12 protein-coding genes are annotated in these 18,723 nt (G+C 72.1%); 11 read left to right on the forward strand and 1 reads right to left on the reverse strand.

The features are described from left to right. A partial coding sequence (locus ACH4EW_RS31855; RefSeq protein ID WP_398262951.1) for a beta-ketoacyl synthase N-terminal-like domain-containing protein occupies positions 1–1,100 on the reverse strand: 1,100 nt, incomplete at its 3' end. A gap of 325 nt (positions 1,101–1,425) precedes the next feature. Here ACH4EW_RS31855 and ACH4EW_RS31860 point away from each other — a divergent pair. From ACH4EW_RS31860 to ACH4EW_RS31910, 11 genes are all read left to right on the forward strand, one after another. Then, positions 1,426–2,337, forward strand: a complete 912-nt coding sequence (locus ACH4EW_RS31860) for a proline iminopeptidase-family hydrolase (protein ID WP_398262953.1) — start codon at positions 1,426–1,428, stop codon at positions 2,335–2,337. A 33-nt stretch (positions 2,338–2,370) separates the two neighbouring features. Further along, positions 2,371–3,576, forward strand: a complete 1,206-nt coding sequence (locus ACH4EW_RS31865) for a cytochrome P450 (protein ID WP_398262955.1) — start codon at positions 2,371–2,373, stop codon at positions 3,574–3,576. Next, positions 3,573–3,797: a ferredoxin gene (locus ACH4EW_RS31870; protein ID WP_398262957.1), complete on the forward strand. Its 225-nt coding sequence runs from the start codon at positions 3,573–3,575 to the stop codon at positions 3,795–3,797. The genes ACH4EW_RS31865 and ACH4EW_RS31870 overlap by 4 nt, the downstream gene beginning before the upstream one ends. Positions 3,798–3,937: 140 nt before the next feature. After that, positions 3,938–4,885, forward strand: coding sequence for an ACP S-malonyltransferase (locus ACH4EW_RS31875; protein ID WP_398262959.1), 948 nt, complete (start codon positions 3,938–3,940; stop codon positions 4,883–4,885). A gap of 96 nt (positions 4,886–4,981) precedes the next feature. After that, on the forward strand, positions 4,982–5,233 hold the full coding sequence (locus ACH4EW_RS31880) for a phosphopantetheine-binding protein (protein WP_398262961.1): 252 nt from the start codon (positions 4,982–4,984) through the stop codon (positions 5,231–5,233). Positions 5,234–5,299: 66 nt separating this feature from the next. Further along, positions 5,300–6,970 (forward strand): AMP-binding protein, encoded by a 1,671-nt coding sequence (locus ACH4EW_RS31885; RefSeq protein ID WP_398262973.1) that lies wholly within the window; start codon positions 5,300–5,302, stop codon positions 6,968–6,970. Between the two features lie 13 nt (positions 6,971–6,983). Further along, positions 6,984–8,534, forward strand: a complete 1,551-nt coding sequence (locus ACH4EW_RS31890; protein ID WP_398262963.1) for an AMP-binding protein — start codon at positions 6,984–6,986, stop codon at positions 8,532–8,534. Continuing rightward, positions 8,531–9,814, forward strand: a complete 1,284-nt coding sequence (locus tag ACH4EW_RS31895) for a type III PLP-dependent enzyme (protein ID WP_398262965.1) — start codon at positions 8,531–8,533, stop codon at positions 9,812–9,814. The genes ACH4EW_RS31890 and ACH4EW_RS31895 overlap by 4 nt, the downstream gene beginning before the upstream one ends. Then, a complete protein-coding gene (locus ACH4EW_RS31900) occupies positions 9,811–10,317 on the forward strand; it encodes a cobalamin B12-binding domain-containing protein (RefSeq protein WP_398262967.1) in 507 nt (168 codons plus the stop codon). The genes ACH4EW_RS31895 and ACH4EW_RS31900 overlap by 4 nt, the downstream gene beginning before the upstream one ends. 131 nt (positions 10,318–10,448) lie before the next feature. Continuing rightward, the gene (locus ACH4EW_RS31905; RefSeq protein WP_398262969.1) at positions 10,449–11,786 is read left to right on the forward strand and encodes a methylaspartate mutase; all 1,338 of its coding nucleotides are present in this window, start codon (positions 10,449–10,451) and stop codon (positions 11,784–11,786) included. Between the two features lie 80 nt (positions 11,787–11,866). After that, on the forward strand, positions 11,867–18,723 hold a 6,857-nt coding region (locus ACH4EW_RS31910), incomplete at its 3' end, for an SDR family NAD(P)-dependent oxidoreductase (protein WP_398262971.1).

An 18,723-nucleotide genomic window follows, 5' to 3' on the forward strand; every position in this document is an offset into this window, starting at 1 on the left:
TCCGCCGTGCGGTCGCGGCCGTAGGTGGCCAGCAGGGCCTGCGCCTCGATGGGGTCGCCCAGGACCGTGCCGGTGCCGTGCGCCTCCACCGCGTCCACGTCGCCGGGCCGCAGCCCCGCGTCCGCCAGCGCGGCGCGGATGACGCGCTGCTGGGAGGGGCCGTTGGGGGCCGTGAGGCTGCTGCTGGCGCCGTCCTGGTTGACGGCACTGCCGCGCACCACGCCCAGCACCCGGTGACCGTTGCGCTGTGCGTCCGACAGGCGCTCGATCACCAGCACGCCGACGCCCTCGCCCCAGCCGGTGCCGTCCGCGGCCTCGGCGAACGCCTTGCAGCGGCCGTCGGCGGCGAGCCCCCGCTGCCTGCTGAACTCGGTGAAGGTATCGGGGGCCGACATGACGGTGACACCGCCCGCGAGGGCGAGCGAGCACTCACCGTTACGCAGTGCCTGGGCGGCCAGATGCAGCGCCACCAGCGACGACGAGCACGCCGTGTCCACCGTCACCGCCGGGCCTTCGAGGCCGAGGGTGTACGAGACGCGGCCGGAGACCACGCTGCCGGAGTTGCCGTTGCCGATGTAGCCGTCCACCTCGTCGGGGATGGCGGACAGACGCGAGGCGTAGTCGTGGTACATCACTCCGGCGAAGACACCGGTCTGGCTGCCGCGCAGTGCGTGCGGGTCCAGCCCCGCGCGCTCCAGGGCCTCCCAGGACGCCTCCAGCAGAAGGCGCTGCTGCGGGTCCATCGCCAGCGCCTCACGGGGGCCGATTCCGAAGAACTCGGCGTCGAACGCGGTAGCGTCACGGAGGAAACCGCCCTCGCGGGCATACGTCTTTCCCGGCTGGTCGGGATCGGGGTCGTACAACCGCGCGATGTCCCAGCCGCGTTCGGCGGGGAATTCCCCGATGCCGTCCCGTCCCGCCGCCAGCAGTCGCCACAGCTCGTCGGGGGACGTGACCCCGCCGGGATAGCGGCAGCTCATGCCGACGATCGCGATGGGTTCATGGTCCCTGCGCTCGACTTCGCGCAACTGGCGACGCGCTTCCCTGAGGTCAGCCGTCGCTCGCTTGAGGTAGTCGAGAAGCTTCTTCTCGTTTTCCACCCAGGAACCCCCTGAACCCGTTCGGAATGTCCGTCCGAACGCTACGGGCGCCCCAGAACCGCCGACCACCCATAGGCCCCCCTAGTCACCCCTACCGGCGGCGCCGGTCAGCAGCCCCTACGCAAACGCGCAGGATCCCCTAGGGGATTAAAAAGGAGGCGGTCCCGACTTGATCGCCACTCGCCGCGGACCGTATTCGGAGGATGGCACGGAACTCAGTCGGCTAAGGGCTCATAGGGGCTGCTAGGGGTCTGCCCAGCCACCGGCGCTGCTATAGCGTTCCCTGCGTTGAGACTGCGGAACATTGACCTGGGGTGGGGGGAACATGCCGTCGATACCGTCCGTCAAGGGAACCGCCCCTTTCGGCGATTACGGGACCTGGTACCGCGTCACCGGTGATCTGCACTGTGGGCTGCCGCCCGTCGTCGTCCTGCACGGCGGCCCCGGCAGCACGCACGACTACCTGCTGAGCATGACGGCGCTCGCGGACGCCGGCTGGCCGGTCGTCCACTACGACCAGTTGGGCAACGGCGGCTCGACCCGGCTCCCGGACAAGGGGACGGACTTCTGGACCGTGAGGCTCTTCCGGGACGAGCTGGACAACCTGCTCGGACACCTGGGGATCCGCGACGACTACGTCCTGTTCGGGCAGTCCTGGGGCGGGATGCTGGCCGCCTCCCACGCCGGGGACCGCCCGGCGGGGCTGCGGGGCCTGGTGATCGCCAACTCGCCCGCGTCGATGCCTCTGTGGCTCCAGGAGATGAAGGTCCTCAGGGAGCAGTTGCCGCCGGACGTGCAGGCGACGCTGCTGCGGCACGAGGCCGCGGGCACCACGGACACCGAGGAGTACTTCGCGGCCATGCGGGTCTTCTACGACCGGCACGTGTGCCGTGTTCTTCCGTGGCCGCGGGACTACCTGGCCACGTTCATGGAGATCAACGACGATCCGACCGTCTACCACGCCATGAACGGGCCCAATGAATTCCATGTCATCGGAAGCCTGAAGGACTGGTCCGTCGAAGACGTCCTGCCGAAAATCAACGTTCCGACGCTGTTACTGAGCGGGCGTTACGACGAGGCCACTCCGGCCACCGTGCAACCGTACTTCGACGGCATCGCGAAGGCCCGCTGGGAAATCTTCGAGAACTCGAGCCATATGCCGCACCTCGAAGAGCCAGAAAAATTCATCTCGGTGTTGAGCGAATTCCTTCGTGAAATAAAGAAAACGGAAAACTAGAGAACTCGTTCATCTGAAGGAAGGGGCGCGCGGGTGACCGCTGCTCAGGAGGTTCGCGCATATCCATTCAGCGAACCGAACCGGCTTGAACTCGACCCGATGTACGCCAAGCTGCGTGCGGAAGAACCGCTGAGCCGTGTTCAGTTACCGATCGGTGAACCGGCCTGGCTGGCCACGCGCTACCACGACGTGCGCACGGTGCTCGCCGACCCGCGTTTCAGCCGGGCCATGGCCAGGACGCGCGACCAGCCGCGCACGCACTCCACCGAGAACCTGGACGACGGCCTGGTCGGCATGGACGCGCCGGACCACGCCCGGCTGCGGAAGCTGGTCGCCAAGGCGTTCACGGCCCGCCGGGTGGAGCTGATGCGCTCCGACACCCGGCGGATCGTGGAGGGCCTGGCCGACACCATGGTCGAGCAGGGCGGCCCGTTCGAGATGGTGGACAACTTCGCCATCACCGTGCCGGTGACCGTGATCTCGGAGATGCTGGGCGTACCGGAGGCCGACCGCGCGAAGCTGCGCGGCTGGTCCGAGGCGATGGTGTCCACCACGGCGCTGCCGTACGAGGAGATCGAGAGCAACGCCAAGGAGCTGTTCGCCTACATCGGCTCGCTGATCGCGGAGCGGCGCCGCAACCCCACCGACGACCTGCTCGGGGCGCTGGTGAAGACCCGCGACGAGGACGGCGACCGGCTCAGCGAGCAGGAGCTGGTCATGAACGTGACCGGTGGGCTGCTCATCACCGGCACCGAGACCACCGCCTCGCAGATACCCAACTTCCTCTACGCCCTGCTGACCCACCGCGACCAGTGGGAACTGCTCTGCGAAAACCCCCAGTTGGTGCCGCAGGCGGTCGAGGAGCTGGTGCGCTGGATTCCGCTGAACTACTCGGCGATGTTCGCGAGGTACGCCCTGGAGGACGTGCAGTTCGGCGATGTCACGGTGAAGAAGGGCGAGCCGGTGCTGGGCTCGGTGGCCTCCGCCAACCGAGACCCCGATATTTTCGAGAACCCCGACAAGCTGGACCTGACCCGCGAGCACAACCCGCACATCGGCTTCGGCCACGGCCCGCACCACTGCCTGGGTGCGCAGCTCGCCCGGATGGAGCTCCAGAGCGTGCTGAGCGTCCTCATCGAGCGCTTCCCCACCCTGGACTTCGCCGACGGCGCCGACGGCGTCGTGTGGAAGCAGGGAATGCTGGTGCGTGGCCCGCGGAGCCTGCGGGTGGCGTGGTGAGCGACTGGACCATCGCCGTCGACCGAACGGCCTGCATCGGCGCCTCGGTCTGCGCCAACTACGCCCCGGATCTCTTCGAGTTGAAGGCGGGCAAGTCCTCGCCGCGGGTGTCGACCGCCGAGCCGGACAAGGCGGCGCTCGACGCCGCGGAGACCTGCCCGGTGTCCGCGATCACGGTGCACGACTCCCGCACCGGCGCGCTGCTCGCCCCCGAGGAGTAGGCCGTGCCGGCCGGGTCTCCGCGGGGCTCGCGGGACCCGGCCGGCACACCCCGGCGGACGGGTACCGGTCCTCGGCGCCCGTGCCCGTCCCCCACCCCTGTCACCACCTGTACGCCCCGATGTCTCGAAGGGACCGTGCCATGACCACCGAAGCCCGGACCGGCACCGCGATGATCTTCCCCGGCATGGGGCCGACCCCCTTCTCGGACGTCGGCAAGTTCATGGTCATCAACCCCTTCGCACGGAGGCTGGTCGCCGAGGCCGACAAGGTGCTGGGGTACTCGCTCGTCGACCGCTACCGGCAGACCGAGGGCGACTACAGCGAGTATGCCCAGGTCGCCTTCATGCTCAACTCCCTTGCGCTGGCCCGGTGGTCGGAGCACACGCTGGGTGTCGAGGCCGCGCTGTGCGCCGGGCCGAGCTTCGGCGAGAAGCCCGCGGCGGCGTACTGCGGTGCGCTGGACTTCTCCGAAGCCGTCCTGGCCACGGCCCGGTTCGCCCGGCTGCTCGACGACTACTTCAGCACCGAGTTCAAGGACCTGGTCACCCACTCGTTCGTCCGGGTGCCCGAGGAGAAGCTGCGCGAGGTGCTCGCGGAGCTCGACGAGCGCGAGGAGAAGTACGAGATCTCCTGCTACATCGATGACGACTTCTACATGCTGACGCTGCGCGAGCACAATCTCGAATGGCTGCCCGCCAAGCTGCGTTCGCTGGGCGGCATGTCGCTGTACTCGATGCGGCCCCCGATGCACTGTTCCCTGTTCGGGGGGCTGCGCGAGCGCGCCGAGGAGGAGGTCTTCGGGACGCTCAGCTACGCGACGCCGCGCGTCCCGGTGGTCGCAGACCAGGACGGCTCGCTGATTACCACCGGCGAGGGGGTGCGCGCCATGCTGCTGGACAGTTGTGTCCGCCCGATGCGGTGGCCCGCCGTCGTCGACGCGCTGCGCGGGGCCGGGATCGGCACCGTGTGCGTGGCGGGTCAGGACAGCCTCTTCGGCCGGGTGCGGCGTACGACGGCCAACTTCGAGGTCGTGCCGGTCACCCCGCGCTTCGCGCTCCAGCCGAGGCCGCGGCCCGCCCGCGCCTGACCGGCCACCGACGCCGGCCGCCCGGCCCCTCCCCCGCTCCCACCACCTCACACCCCAACCTCACCCCCGCTCACCTCTTCCGAAAGGCAACTCACCATGTGGGACAAGAAGTTCGAGGACCTACTGCGCAGTTTCCTGCCGTTCCTCGGCGCCGACGAACCGCTCGCCGAGGACGCCACGCTGCGCGACCTGGGCCTTGACTCGCTCGGCATAGTCGAGCTGCTCGCGGCCCTGGAGAACGTGTACGACGTGCGCTTCCAGGACGACGCGCTCGGCAAGGAGACGTTCCAGACCCCTGCCGTGCTGTGGAAGGTGATGTCCGGACTCGTCGCGGAGCAGGCCGCCTGAGTCCGCGTCCTCCGGGGCCGTGAGCGACGAGCAGTGAGCATCGAAGGAGGAGCGGTGGACTCAGCCATGGGATTGGCGCTGCACGAGCGTTTTCTGCGCGGAGTCGACCTCGCACCGCGAAACGATGCGGTGCGGGTCGGGACCGAGTCGATCACATACGAGCAGGCGCACGAGCGGGCGCTTGTCTGGGCCGGTGCGCTGCTGCAGGCGGTGCGCAAGCCGCCCGGCACCGTGGCGGTGCTGGCGGCGAAGGGGATCGACGCGTATGTCGGCATCCTCGCCGGTCTGTACGCGGGCGCCACGGTGGTGCCGCTGCAGCCGGGCTTCCCCCCGGCGCGCACGCGGCGCATGATGCGCTCCGCCCAGGTGTCCGCGGTCGTCGCGGACACCGCGGGCTGGACGCAGTTGCCCGAGCTGATGGCCCCGGGCCCCGACGGCGAGCGGCCGTTCGACCTGGGCGACCCCGACGCGCCGTTGCCCGTCCTCGCGCCCGGCTGCCCGCCCGGCGCGCACCCGGGCGTCGAGCGGATCGTGCCCGCGACGGCGGGCGCGCTCGTCGCGCCGCGCCCGGTGCGGGCGGCGGACACGGCGTACGTGCTGTTCACCTCGGGCTCCACGGGGCGGCCCAAGGGGGTGCCGATCAGCCACGGCAGCGCGGCGCACTACTTCCGCCTGCAGGACGAGCGCTACGACTTCAGCCCGGACGACGTCTTCTCGCAGACGTTCGACCTCAACTTCGACTGCGCCATGTTCGACCTGTTCTGCGCCTGGGGCGCCGGGGCCACCGCGCTGTGGGCGCCGCCCGGCGCGTACCGGGAGCTGCCCGCGTTCGCGGCGGAGAACCGGATGACGGTGTGGTTCTCCACGCCCAGCGCGATCCCGCTGGTGCGCCGCCTCGGCGGGCTCGCCGCGGGCGCGCTGCCCGGGCTGCGCTGGAGCTTCTTCGCCGGTGAGGCGCTGACCTGCCAGGACGCGGCGGACTGGCAGACGGCCGCACCCGGCTCCGTACTGGAGAACCTTTACGGGCCCACCGAGTTGACGATCACGATCGCCGCGCACCGCTGGGAGGAGGTGCACTCCGCCCGGATCGCGGTGAACGGTGTGGTGCCGATCGGCCACGTCAACGCGGGGCACGACCACCTCCTGCTCGGTGCGGACGGCCGTCCCGCGGCGGACGAGGGCGAGCTGTGCGTGACGGGGCCGCAGATGACGCGCGGCTACCTGGACGCCGCGGACGACGCGGGCCGCTTCCTCGAACACGACGAGCGCACCTGGTACCGCACCGGCGACCGGGTCCGCAGGATCGGCGGCAGCGGTGAACTCGCCTATCTGGGGCGGCTCGACTCCCAGGTGCAGATCGCGGGCTGGCGCGTGGAGCTGCCGGAGATCGACCACGCGCTGCGCGGCTGCGAGGGCGTCACGGAGGCGGTCACGGTCGACGTGGCCGGTGCGTCGGGCACCGAACTCGTCGTGTTCTACACCGGCCGCGAGGTACCCGCCGCCGCCTTCGCCCGGCAGCTCCGCGAGGTCCTGCCGATGGGCATGACGCCGCGGCACTACTGGCGCCTGGACGAGTTCCCGCTCAACTCCAACCGGAAGACCGACCGCGGCGCGCTGCGGGCGCGCGCCGCCGAGCGGCTGGGTGCCGCCGTAAGAGCACTACCCGGCGAGAGCGCCGGCAGCACCGGCGACACCACTGGCGACACCACTGGCGACATCAGCACGCCGACGACCTGACAGGAGACGAGCGTTGGACAGCACCTCCGGCGCGGCGCACGGGGAACCCGTGCCCGGCCACAGTCATGGCGGCCTGGTCCACCACCTGCTGGACGAGGCCGTGGCGTCCACACCTTCCTCGGTGGCGGTCAGCGACGCCGACGGGCGGTGGAGCTACGCCCGCCTCGACGAGTACAGCCGCGCCTTCGCCGACTGGCTGGCGGCGCAGGGCCTCGGCCCGGGTGACCGGCTGGTCGTCCAGCTCCCCACCAACCGGGAACTGACCGCCCTGTTCTACGGGGCGTCCCGGCGTGGTGTCGTGTTCGTGCCGCTCAACCCGAACATGAAGGCGTTCCATCTGCGTTCGGTACTGGAGAACGCGGAGCCCGCGCTGGTCATCTGCTCCGAGGGGCGGCAGGAGACGTTCGGCGGCATCACCGACGTGCCGGTGCACCCGTTCGGCGGGGTGTGGAGCGATGTGGAGAAGATCGCCGGGCGGGGCCCGCGCCCCCAGTCGGCCGTCGACGTGGCGCCCGACGTGCCCGCGGTCCTCGTCTACACCTCCGGCAGCACCGCGGCGCCGAAGGCGGTGATCTGCCCGCACGCGCAGATCACGTTCGCCACCCGCGCCATGGTCGAGGTGCTCGGCTACCGGCCCGACGACGTGGTGTTCTGCCGCTTCCCGATGTCCTGGGACTACGGCCTGTACAAGGTCCTGATGTGCGCGGTCGGCCGCAGCGAGATCAGGCTCACCGACGGCGAGTCCGACCTGCGGCTGCTGAGCGCCATCCGGGACAGCGGGGCGACGATCGTCCCCATCGTGCCGTCGCTCGCCACCATGATCGCCACGCTGACGCGCCGCTTCGAGGGGCCCACGCCGCGGGTGCGGATGTTCACCAACACCGGTGCCGCGCTGCCCCAGTCGACGATCGACACGCTGCGCGAGGCGTTCCCCGGGGTGCGGGTGGTGCGGCAGTTCGGCCAGACCGAGTGCAAGCGCGTCTCCATCATGCCGCCGGAGGAGGACCGCGAGCGGCCCGACTCGGTGGGCCTGCCGCTGCCCGGCACCCGAGTGCTCATCCTGGGCGAGGACGGGGAGCCGGTGCCCGCGGGGCAGCCCGGCGAGATCGTCGCCGTCGGCCCGCACGTGATGCCCGGCTACTGGCGCAACCCCGAGGTGAGCGCCCGCAACTTCCGCCGCCACGGGCCCACCGGCGAGCTGCGGCTGCACACCGGCGACTACGGCTGCCTCGACGAGGATGGCTACCTGTACTTCCAGGGCCGCCGCGACGACATGTTCAAGCGCAAGGGCATCCGGATGAGCACCATCGAGATCGAGTCCGCCGCCATGGACATCCCCGGGGTCCGCCAGGCCGCGGTGCTGCCGCCCACCGAGAAGCACGACCTGGCGCTGTTCGTGGAGTCGGAGCTGGCCCCGCCCGCGATCCTGCGGGAGCTGGCGGCCCGTCTCGAACCGCAGAAGGTCCCCGCGGTCTGCCGCGTGCTCAGCGAGTTCCCCCTGACCCTGCATGGCAAGAGCGAGAAGAAGCAGCTCGCCGAGCTGCTCGACGGGAGCGAGAAGTGACCCGGTACACCGAACTGGCCGAGCGGTACGGCACCCCGCTGTACGTGTACGACCTGGACCGGGTCGCGGCGGCACGGCAGGACCTGCTGGACGCCCTGCCCGAACCGTTCGGCCTCTTCAGCGCCGTCAAGGCCAACCCGCACCCCGAGGTCCTGCGGGTGCTCGCGAGCGGCGACGGGCGCGTGTGCCGCGCCGAGATCAGCTCGCTCGGGGAGCTGGCGGCCGCCCTGGAGGCCGGTTTCGACCCGGCCGAGATGCTGTACACGGGGCCCGGCAAGACCGACGGCGAGCTGCGCGACGCCCTCGCCGCCGGGGTGCGGCTGTTCTCCGTGGAGTCGCTGACGGACCTGGAGCACGTGGGCGCGGCCGCGGTGGCGCAGGGGATCGAGGCCGACTGCCTGCTGCGGATCAACAGCGCCTCGGCCAGCGCCACCACCAGCATCAGAATGACCGGCAGGCCCTCGCAGTTCGGCATCGACGCGGAGACGCTGGGCGATGTGCTGCCCCGGCTGCGGGCGGTGAACGGCACCCGGATCACGGGCGCGCACTTCTTCCCGCTGAGCAACGCCTCCGACGAGGACAGCCTGGTCGGGGAGTTCCGCAACACGCTGTCGGTGGCGGCGCGCCTGAAGAGCGAGCACGGGCTGCCGCTGCGGTTCGTGGACATCGGCGGCGGGTTCGCTGCGCCCTACGCGGTGCCCGGTGAGCGCCCGGTGTACGAGAAGCTGCGCGAGCGCCTGGAGAACGCGCTCGACGAGATGTTCCCGGAGTGGCGGCAGGGCACGGTGCACTTCGCCTGCGAGTCCGGCCGCTATCTGGTGGGCGACAGCGGGGTGCTGCTGACCCGGGTCGTCAACATCAAGGAGAGCCGCGGCCGTACGTTCGTCATCCTGGACGCCGGGATCAACACCTTCGGCGGCATGTCGGGCCTCGGCAGGCTGCTGCCGGTCGCGGTGCAGCCGGAGGGGCCCGAGCAGGCCGCGCAGATCGAGGACGGCACCGGCCTGAGCGCCAGCCTGGTGGGGCCGCTGTGCACGCCGGGCGATGTGCTCGGGCGGCAGGTGGACCTGCCGGGCCTGCGCGTCGGTGACATCCTCACCATCCCCAACGCCGGCGCGTACGGGCCCACCGCGAGCCTGCTGATGTTCCTGGGCCGCCCCGCCCCCGCCGAGGTGCTGGTGCGCGGTGGCGAGGTGGTCTCCGCGACCCGGATCGAGCACAGCAGGGTCGAGGTGGCCCCGCCGGCCGGCCGGGCGCCGCTCGGTGGAGGGCGGGCATGACGCCTTCCGCGCGGGGGCTGACGCAGGCGGACCAGGAGGCGGGCGCCGCGAGCACCCAGGACACCGCCGAGGTGGCGCGCCGCCGGGAGACCGTCCTGGTGAGCGGCCTGGCGTCCGACTCGCACACCTGGAACCTGGTCTTCCTCCAACTGCTGATCGAGGAACACGGCTACGACGTGGTCAACCTGGGCCCGTGCGTGCCCGACGAACTGCTGATCCAGGAGTGCCTGGAGCGCACGCCGGCCATGCTCGTGCTCAGCAGCGTCAACGGGCACGGCCACCAGGACGGTCTGCGCCTCATCAAGAAGCTGCGCCAGGAGGACGGGCTCAGGGCCCTGCCCGCGGTCATCGGCGGACAGCTCGGCATCACGGGCGGCGAGGACGGCGGGCACGCGGCGGAGCTGGTCGCCGCGGGCTTCGACAGCGTCTTCGAGGACGGCGCGCAGGAGATCGCCGCCTTCCGGCGTTTCATCGGCGGCATACCCCAGAGAGAGCTGTCGTGAGTGATCGCTTTACGGCACCGCAGGACGGCACGCGGCGTCGGTCTCCCGCCGCCGCGGGCGGTCCTGCGGCCCGTGGGGACGGGCCGGGCGGCATGCCTGCCCCAGCAGGCGCACGTCCCGGAACCGGGGTCGTGCGCCCGCCCGTCGCGCCCGCACGCACCGGCGGACCCGGCCCGCTGGTGGGGGACTTCGGCGCGTTCGTGCGCCGCTCGAGCCGCGCCGGGCGGCTCGTCGTGCAGCCCCGCATGGGCTTCGGCGACCCCGTGGCGATGCGTAAGGGACTGCTCGCCACGCAGGGCGCGGACGCCACCACCGTGGGCACGCTCACCCTGGACAGCTTCACCAGGGTGGGGGACCTCGCCGCCGTGGAGACGGCGCTGCGCGAGGGCATCGGCATCAATGGCTTCCCCATCGTCAGTCACGACGTGGACACCACCCGCTCGGTGCTGCGCGGCATCCACGCGGACGACTTCCCCGTCCAGGTGCGGCACGGCTCGGCGGCGCCGTTCGACATCTTCGTCGCCCTGATGCGGGCCGGGCTCAGCGCCACCGAGGGCGGCCCGGTCTCGTACTGCCTGCCGTACGGCCGCACACCCCTCGACGAGTCGATGCGCAACTGGGAGCGGAGCACCGCCCTGCTCGCGGAGCTGCGCGAGTGGGGCGCGCGGCCGCATCTGGAGACCTTCGGCGGCTGCATGCTGGGCCAGCTCTGCCCGCCGAGCATGCTGATCGCCGTCAGCGTCCTCGAAGCGCTGTTCTTCCACCGCCTCGGCATCGACGACGTGTCCGTCAGCTACGCCCAGCAGACCAGCGGCGCGCAGGACCGCGAGGCCGTGTTCGCGCTGCGCAGGCTGTGCGCGGAGCTGCTGCCGGATGCGGACTGGCACGTGGTGATCTACGCCTACATGGGTGTCTACCCCACCACGCCCGAGGGCTGCCTCAGGCTGCTCGGGCAGGCCGCCGAGCTGGCGGTGGACACCGGCTCCGAGCGGCTGATCGTGAAGACGGTCGCCGAGTCCCGCCGCATCCCCACGATCGCGGAGAACGTCGCCGCGCTCGAACACGCCGGCCGGGTGGCCCGCACCGCCACCGGCGCCGCCTCCCCCGCCGCGGCCTCCCTGGAGCGCGAGGCGGCCCGGGACTCGCAGACGTACGCCGAGGCGCGCGCGCTCGTCGAAGCGGTGCTGAACAGCCACCCGGACCTGGGCCGTGCGCTGCTGCTGGCGTTCAAGCGCGGCTACCTGGACATCCCGTACTGCCTGCACCCGGACAACGCGGGCCGCTGCCGCAGCCGCATCGACGAGCACGGCTGGCTGCACTGGGCCGACACCGGGTCGCTGCCCATCGCGGGCCTCGCGGGCGGCCGCAGGACCCGCTCCGTCACCTCGTCCGACCTGCTCGAAGCCCTCTCCTACGTACAGCGCTGTTACGACCAGCCGTTCCTGTACGGGGACCGCCCGCCGTCCTGACCGCCCGCGGGAATGCCCGGTCCCATCCGACCGTCTCTGCCGTGTTCCTCGCCCCGGAATTTTATTTTGGAGTGCACCGAATGACCGAGTCCGAGAATGTTCTTACCGAGTCCGGTGGCGAGCCCGGTAACGCGCCCGAGACGCCACAGTCCGCTCTGGTCGAGCGGCTGACCGGGCTGACCCCGGCCGAGCAGGAGCGCGCGGTCCTGGAGATCGTGCACGAGCAGACCGTCGCCGCGCTGCGCCGGGCCCGCCCCGACACCGGGGACACGGTCGACACCGCACGCCCGTTCCTCGAGCTGGGCTTCGACTCGCTGTCGTCGGTGGACCTGCACGCCCGTCTGGTCGCGGCCACCGGCGTCGAGCTGCCGATCACCGTGGTCTACGACCACCCCACCCCGGTCGAGCTGGGCCGCTATGTGCGCGGCAGGGCCCTCGGCATCGCGCCCGAGCCGGTTGCGGTCGCCATCCCGCGGACGGTGCGCGACAACGACGAACCGATCGCCATCGTCGGCATCGGCTGCCACTACCCCGGCGGCATCGACTCGCCCGAGGCGTTCTGGGAGTTGATGGCCGAAGGCCGTGAGGTGCTCGGCGACTTCCCCACCGACCGCGGCTGGGACGTCCCCGGCATGTTCGACCCCGACCCCGACCAGCCGGGCAAGTCGTATGTCGACAAGGGCGGCTTCCTGCACGACGCGGCGGAGTTCGACGCCGACTTCTTCAAGATCAGCCCGCGTGAGGCGCTGGCGATGGACCCGCAGCAGCGGCTCATCCTGGAGACCTCCTGGGAGGCGCTGGAACGCGCGGGCATCAACCCGGCCTCGCTGCGCGGCAGCCGCACCGGGGTGTTCTTCGGCGCCGAGGTGCACGAGTACGGCACCCGGGTCCACCAGGCCCCGGTGGGCCTCGACGGCTATCTGATGACCGGCAACGCGCCGAGCGTGGCGTCCGGCCGGGTCTCGTACACCCTCGGTCTTGAAGGCCCCGCCGTGACGGTGGACACCGCCTGCTCGGGCTCGATCGTCTCCCTGCACCTGGCGGCCCAGGCGCTGCGGAACGGCGAGTGCTCACTCGCCCTGGTCGGCGGCGTGGCCGTCATGGGCAGCCCCGGCATGTTCACGGCGTTCAGCAGGCAGCGCGGGCTCGCGGCCGACGGCCGCTGCAAGGCGTTCTCCGAGGCGGCGGACGGCACCGGCTTCGCGGAGGGCGCCGGTGTCTTCGTCATGGAGCGCCTCTCCGACGCCCAGCGTGCCGGCCGCCGAGTGCTCGCGGTGGTTCGCGGTTCCGCCGTCAACCAGGACGGCGCGAGCAACGGCCTCACGGCGCCCAACGGCCCGTCCCAGCAGCGCCTGATCCTCCAGGCGCTCGCCGACGCGGGGCTGCGCCCGGCCGATGTCGACGCGGTCGACGCGCACGGCACCGGCACCAAGCTCGGCGACCCGATCGAGGCGCAGGCCATCCTCGCCACCTACGGCCAGGAGCGCCCCACCGGGCGGCCGCTGTGGCTCGGCTCGGCCAAGTCCAACCTGGGGCACACCCAGGCCGCCGGTGGCGCGGCCAGTGTGATCAAGATGGTGCTCGCCATGCGGCACGGCATGCTGCCCAAGACCCTGCATGTGAACGCCCCGACCCCGCACGTCGACTGGTCGGCGGGCCGGGTGGAACTGCTCACCGAGGCCAGGCCCTGGGACACCCCGGACGGCAGGCCGCGCCGCGCGGGCATCTCCGCGTTCGGTATCAGCGGGACCAACGCGCACGTCATCATCGAGGAGCCGCCCGCGGTCGAGGAGGTCCCGGCGCGCCCGGACGCCGAGGCCCCCGCGCTGCCGCTGGTGCTCAGCGCCCGCACCGAGGAGGCGCTGAAGGCGCAGGCGCGCGGCGTGCTGGAGCTGCTGGAGTCCGGCGCCGCCCCGCACCCCGAGGACGTGGCCGTGGCGCTCGCGACCACCAGGGCCGAGCTCGACCACCGCGCGGTGGTCCCGGCCGACGGGCGCGAGGAAGTGCTCGCGGGGCTGCGCGCCCTGGCCGACGGCGGCGAGGCCCCGGGGACCGTCCAGGGCCGGGTGGCGGGCGGCCGGCTGGCATTCCTGTTCACCGGGCAGGGCGCCCAGCGCATCGGCATGGGGCGTGAACTCGCCGAAGCCTTCCCCGTGTTCGCGGACGCCTTGGACGAGGTGTGCGGGCACCTCGACATCCAGCTCGAGCTTCCCCTGAAGGACGTGCTGTTCGCGGCAGAGGGCACGGACGAGGCCGCCCTGCTGGACCGCACCGAGTATGCGCAGCCTGCCCTGTTCGCCGTGGAGATGGCGCTGTTCCGGCTCGTCGAGTCGTGGGGAGTACGCCCCGACGTGGTGGCCGGACACTCCATCGGTGAGATCGGCGCCGCCTGCGCCGCCGGCGTGCTCTCCCTCGCGGACGCGGCCGCGCTGGTGGCGGCCCGCGGCCGTCTGATGCAGGCCCTCCCGGACGGCGGTGTCATGGCCGCCGTCCAGGCGACCGAAAAGGACGTACGCGAACTGCTGGACGGGGTGGACGACGCGGCGATCGCCGCCGTCAACGGCCCCCGCTCAGTGGTCGTTTCCGGCGCCGCGGCCTCGGTGGACGCAGTGGTGGAGACCGTGAAGGCCAAGGGCGGCAAGACCTCCCGGCTGAAGGTCTCCCACGCCTTCCACTCGCCCCTGATGGAACCGATGCTGGACGAGTTCCGGCAGATCACCCAGGTGCTGGACTACACCGAGCCGAAAATCCCGGTCGTGTCGAACGTGACCGGACGCACCGTGACGACGGGCGAGATCACCTCGCCCGAGTACTGGGTCACCCACGTCCGGGAGGCGGTCCGTTTCGCGGACGGGGTACGCGCCCTCGCCGACGACGGTGTCACCACCTTTCTCGAGGTCGGCCCCGACGCCGTCCTCACCGCCATGGCCGCCGGGGTCCTGACGGAGGACGGCGGTGCCCGGTTCGTCCCGCTGCTGCGCCGGGGCAGGCCCGAGCGGCCGGAGGCCCTGACCGCGCTGGCCCACCTGTGGACGCTGGGCCGCCCGGTCGAGTGGACCGCCCTGCACCCCGGCGGCCCGGCCAGGCCCGTCGACCTGCCCACGTACCCGTTCCAGCGGCAGCGCTTCTGGCTGGAGAGCGTCACCGAGGGCGCCGATGTCTCCACCCTGGGGCAGATCTCCGCCGACCACCCCCTGCTGGGCGCGCTGATCAACGCCCCCGGGACCGGGACCACCGTCCTGACCGGCCGCATCAGCGCCCAGAGCCACCCGTGGCTGAACGACCACGCGATCATGGGGACCCCCCTGCTGCCCGGCACCGCCTTCGTGGAGCTGGCCCTGCACGCGGGGCACCACACCGGCGCGCCCCATCTCGAGGAACTCACCCTCCACGCCCCGCTCGCGCTCCAGTCCGACGCGTTCACCGATCTCCGGGTCCAGACCTCGCAGTCCGACCACTCGGTCACCATCCATTCCCGGCCGCACGGCGCCACGGACGACACCCCGTGGACCCTGCACGCCACGGGCGCGCTCACGCCCGAATCCCCGGCGCCGGGCGCCGGCTTCGCCCTGGCCGCCTGGCCGCCGCCGGGCGCCACGCCCATCCCCCTCGACGGCACCTATGGCGAACTGGCCGCCCAGGGCTATGACTACGGCCCCGTCTTCCAGGGCCTCAAGGCCGCCTGGGAGCAGGACGGCGAGGTCTTCGCCGAGGTGGCGCTGCCCGCGCAGGCGCACGACGACGCGGCCGCGTTCGCACTCCACCCGGCGCTCCTCGACGCGGCGCTGCACGCCACCGACCTCGGCGGGGGCGGCGCGCAGGGCCGGCAGACCGTGCTGCCCTTCGCATGGAGCGGCGTCTCCATCCACGCGACCGGCGCGACCACGCTGCGCGTGCGCATCACCAGGTCGGGCAACGACGGCGTACGGCTTCTCCTCAGCGACCCGGCCGGCCGGCCCGTCGCAGAGGTGGGCCAATTGGCCATGCGACCGGTGTCGGCCGAGCAGATCGCCGCGGCCCGCGACGGGGCGGACACCCACCTCTACGCGGTGGAGTGGGACGAACTCCCGGTCACCGCGGACCTAGGGCGTGTTTCGAAAGTAGCGTCGTCCGCCCGCAGGGCGGGGCCGGGGGCGTCTGGTGCGTGCGATCGCAAGGCGGAGGGAGGAGAGCGCAGCGGGCTGCGCCGACGACCGACAACGCAGCGAACGTGCGGGCCAGACGCCCCCGGCCAGACGGGACTTTCGAAACACGCCCTAGCGGCCCCCGCCGCCGGTACGTGGGCGGCGCTCGGCGCCGAGGCCGGTCGGTGGGAGTGGGCCGGTGCCACCGCCCACGCCGGTCTGACGGCCCTCGCCGGGGCACCGGGACCGGTGCCGGACGTCGTCGTGCTGGCCTGCCCCCAGGGGGCGGACGGCGCCGACGTGCCGGAGCGGGTGCGTGAGGTCACGGGCGGTGTGCTGGAGGCGCTTCAGCGGTGGCTGGGCGATGAGCGGTTCACGTCGTCCCGGCTCGTGGTGGTGACCCGGGGAGCGGTCGGCCCCAGGGACGGTCTCGAAGGACCCGTGGACCTGGCGGGCGCCGCGGTGTGGGGGCTCGTGCGCTCCGCGCAGGCCGAACACCCGGACCGCTTCACGCTGCTGGACTGGGACGGCGTGCGGCCCGCGCTGCCCGCTCTCGCGGCGGCGCTCTCGGCCGGTGAGCCGGAACTCATCCTGCGGGGCGGCACGTTCCGTGTGTCCCGGCTGGCACGCGTCCCGTCCGAAGCCCCTACCGACGCCTCCTCGGCCACCGGTTTCGAGTCCTGGGGCACGGAGGACACCCTCCTCGTCACCGGCGGCACCGGCGGACTCGCCACTCTCGTCGCGGAGCACCTGGTCACCCGGCACGGTGTGAAGAGGCTCGCCCTCGCCAGCCGCAAGGGCCCCGCCGCACCCAACGCGGCCCAGCTCACCCAGCACCTCACCGACCTGGGCGCCGACGTCACCGTCCACACCTGCGACGTGGGCGACCCGTCCCAGGTCGCCGAGCTGGTGGGCGCGCTGTCCCACCTCAAGGGCGTCATCCACACGGCGGGCACCGTCGAGGACGCCATCCTCACCAACCAGACCCCCACCCACCTCGACACCACGCTGGCCCCCAAGGCGGACGCCGCCTGGCACCTGCACCAGGCGACGGCCCACCTCGGCCTCACCCACTTCATCCTCTACTCCAGCGCCGCCGCCACCCTCGACGGTGCGGGACAGGCCAACTACGCGGCGGCCAACGCCTTCCTCGACGCCCTCGCCCACCTCCGCAGGGAGAACGGCCTTCCGGCCCACTCCCTCGGCTGGGGCCTGTGGAACACCGGTCAGGGCATGGCCGCCAACCTCACGCAGAGCGACCTCGACCGGCTCGACAGCGGTCCGCTCCTCCACCTGACCACCGCGCAGAACCTCTCCCGGTTCGACGCCGCCCTCACCACGCGCCGCCCCGCGCTCCTCCCCGTCAGGATCAACCCCCAGTACCCCACCCAGCCGCTCACCGCGAACCTCCGCTCCGCAACCCCGGCCAGGCCCACCGCGCACACCGCGGCGCAGGCGGCCACGGGTCCGGAGGCCGCGACCCGACTGGGCGGTCTGGACGCGGCGGAGCGCGAGCGCGCGGTGCTGGAGCTGGTCCGTACGCATGTCGCCGGGGTGCTGCACCACGACAGCCCGAGCGCTGTGGACCCCAGGCGGGCGTTCACCGAGATCGGCTTCGACTCGCTGTCGGCGGTGGAGCTGCGCAACCGGCTGAACAAGGTGACGGAGCTGCGGCTGCCCGCGACCCTCGTCTTCGACTACCCGACGCCGCAGGCACTCGCCGATCACCTGAACGACAAGCTCTTCGGCGGCGCGGCCCCGGCGACGCCCGCGGCCCCCGTGGTGTCGTCCGACGCGGCCCTCGACGAGCCCATCGCGATCGTCGGCATGAGCTGCCGCTATCCCGGCGGCGTCAACACCCCCGAGGAGCTGTGGGAGTTGCTGGCCGAGGGCCGGGACGGCGTCTCGACGTTCCCCGCCGACCGCGGCTGGAACGTCGGGGAGATCTTCGACCCGGAGCCGGGCAAGCCCGGGAAAACCTACTCGATCGAGGGCGGCTTCCTGCACGACGCGGCGGAGTTCGACGCCGAGTTCTTTCGCATCTCCCCCCGCGAGGCGCTCGCCACCGACCCCCAGCAGCGCCTTCTCCTGGAAGCGTCCTGGGAGGCCCTGGAACGCGCGGGGCTCGATCCCCAGTCGCTGCGCGGCAGCCGCACCGGCGTCTTCACCGGCATCATGTACCACGACTACGCCTCGCGCCTCGCCAACTCGGCCCTCCCCGAGGGGGTCGACGCCTACCTCGGCAACGGCAGCCTGGGCAGCGTGGCCTCCGGCCGCGTCTCGTACACCCTCGGTCTTGAAGGCCCGGCGGTGACGGTCGACACGGCGTGCTCGTCGTCGCTGGTGGCACTGCACTGGGCGATCCAGGCGCTGCGTAACGGCGAGTGCTCGCTCGCCCTCGCGGGCGGCGCGACGGTGATGTCGACGCCGGACACCTTCATCGACTTCAGCAGGCAGCGGGGGCTCGCGAGCGACGGCCGTTGCAAGGCGTTCGCCGAGGCCGCGGACGGCACCGGCTGGGGCGAGGGCGTCGGCGTGCTGGTGGTCGAGCGCCTGTCGGACGCCCAGCGCAACGGTCACCCCGTGCTCGCGGTGGTTCGCGGCTCCGCCGTCAACCAGGACGGCGCCAGCAACGGCCTCACCGCCCCCAACGGGCCCTCCCAGCAGCGCGTCATCAACCAGGCCTTGAACAGCGCCCGGTTGAGCCCGACCGACATCGACGCGGTGGAGGCGCACGGCACCGGCACGGTCCTGGGCGACCCCATCGAGGCGCAGGCCCTGCTGGCCACCTACGGCCGCGACCGCACGGCGGA

Origin of the sequence: Streptomyces sp. NPDC018000, from assembly GCF_044328025.1 — a bacterium.
Classification (GTDB): domain Bacteria; phylum Actinomycetota; class Actinomycetes; order Streptomycetales; family Streptomycetaceae; genus Streptomyces.

Excerpts from the sequence above, each read along its gene's own strand:
- ACH4EW_RS31860 (WP_398262953.1), top strand. The coding sequence starts at position 1,426 with ATGCCGTCGATACCGTCCGTCAAGGGAACCGCCCCTTTCGGCGATTAC.
- ACH4EW_RS31900 (WP_398262967.1), top strand. The coding sequence starts at position 9,811 with ATGACGCCTTCCGCGCGGGGGCTGACGCAGGCGGACCAGGAGGCGGGC.
- ACH4EW_RS31875 (WP_398262959.1), top strand. The coding sequence starts at position 3,938 with ATGACCACCGAAGCCCGGACCGGCACCGCGATGATCTTCCCCGGCATG.
- ACH4EW_RS31885 (WP_398262973.1), top strand. The coding sequence starts at position 5,300 with ATGGGATTGGCGCTGCACGAGCGTTTTCTGCGCGGAGTCGACCTCGCA.
- ACH4EW_RS31880 (WP_398262961.1), top strand. The coding sequence starts at position 4,982 with ATGTGGGACAAGAAGTTCGAGGACCTACTGCGCAGTTTCCTGCCGTTC.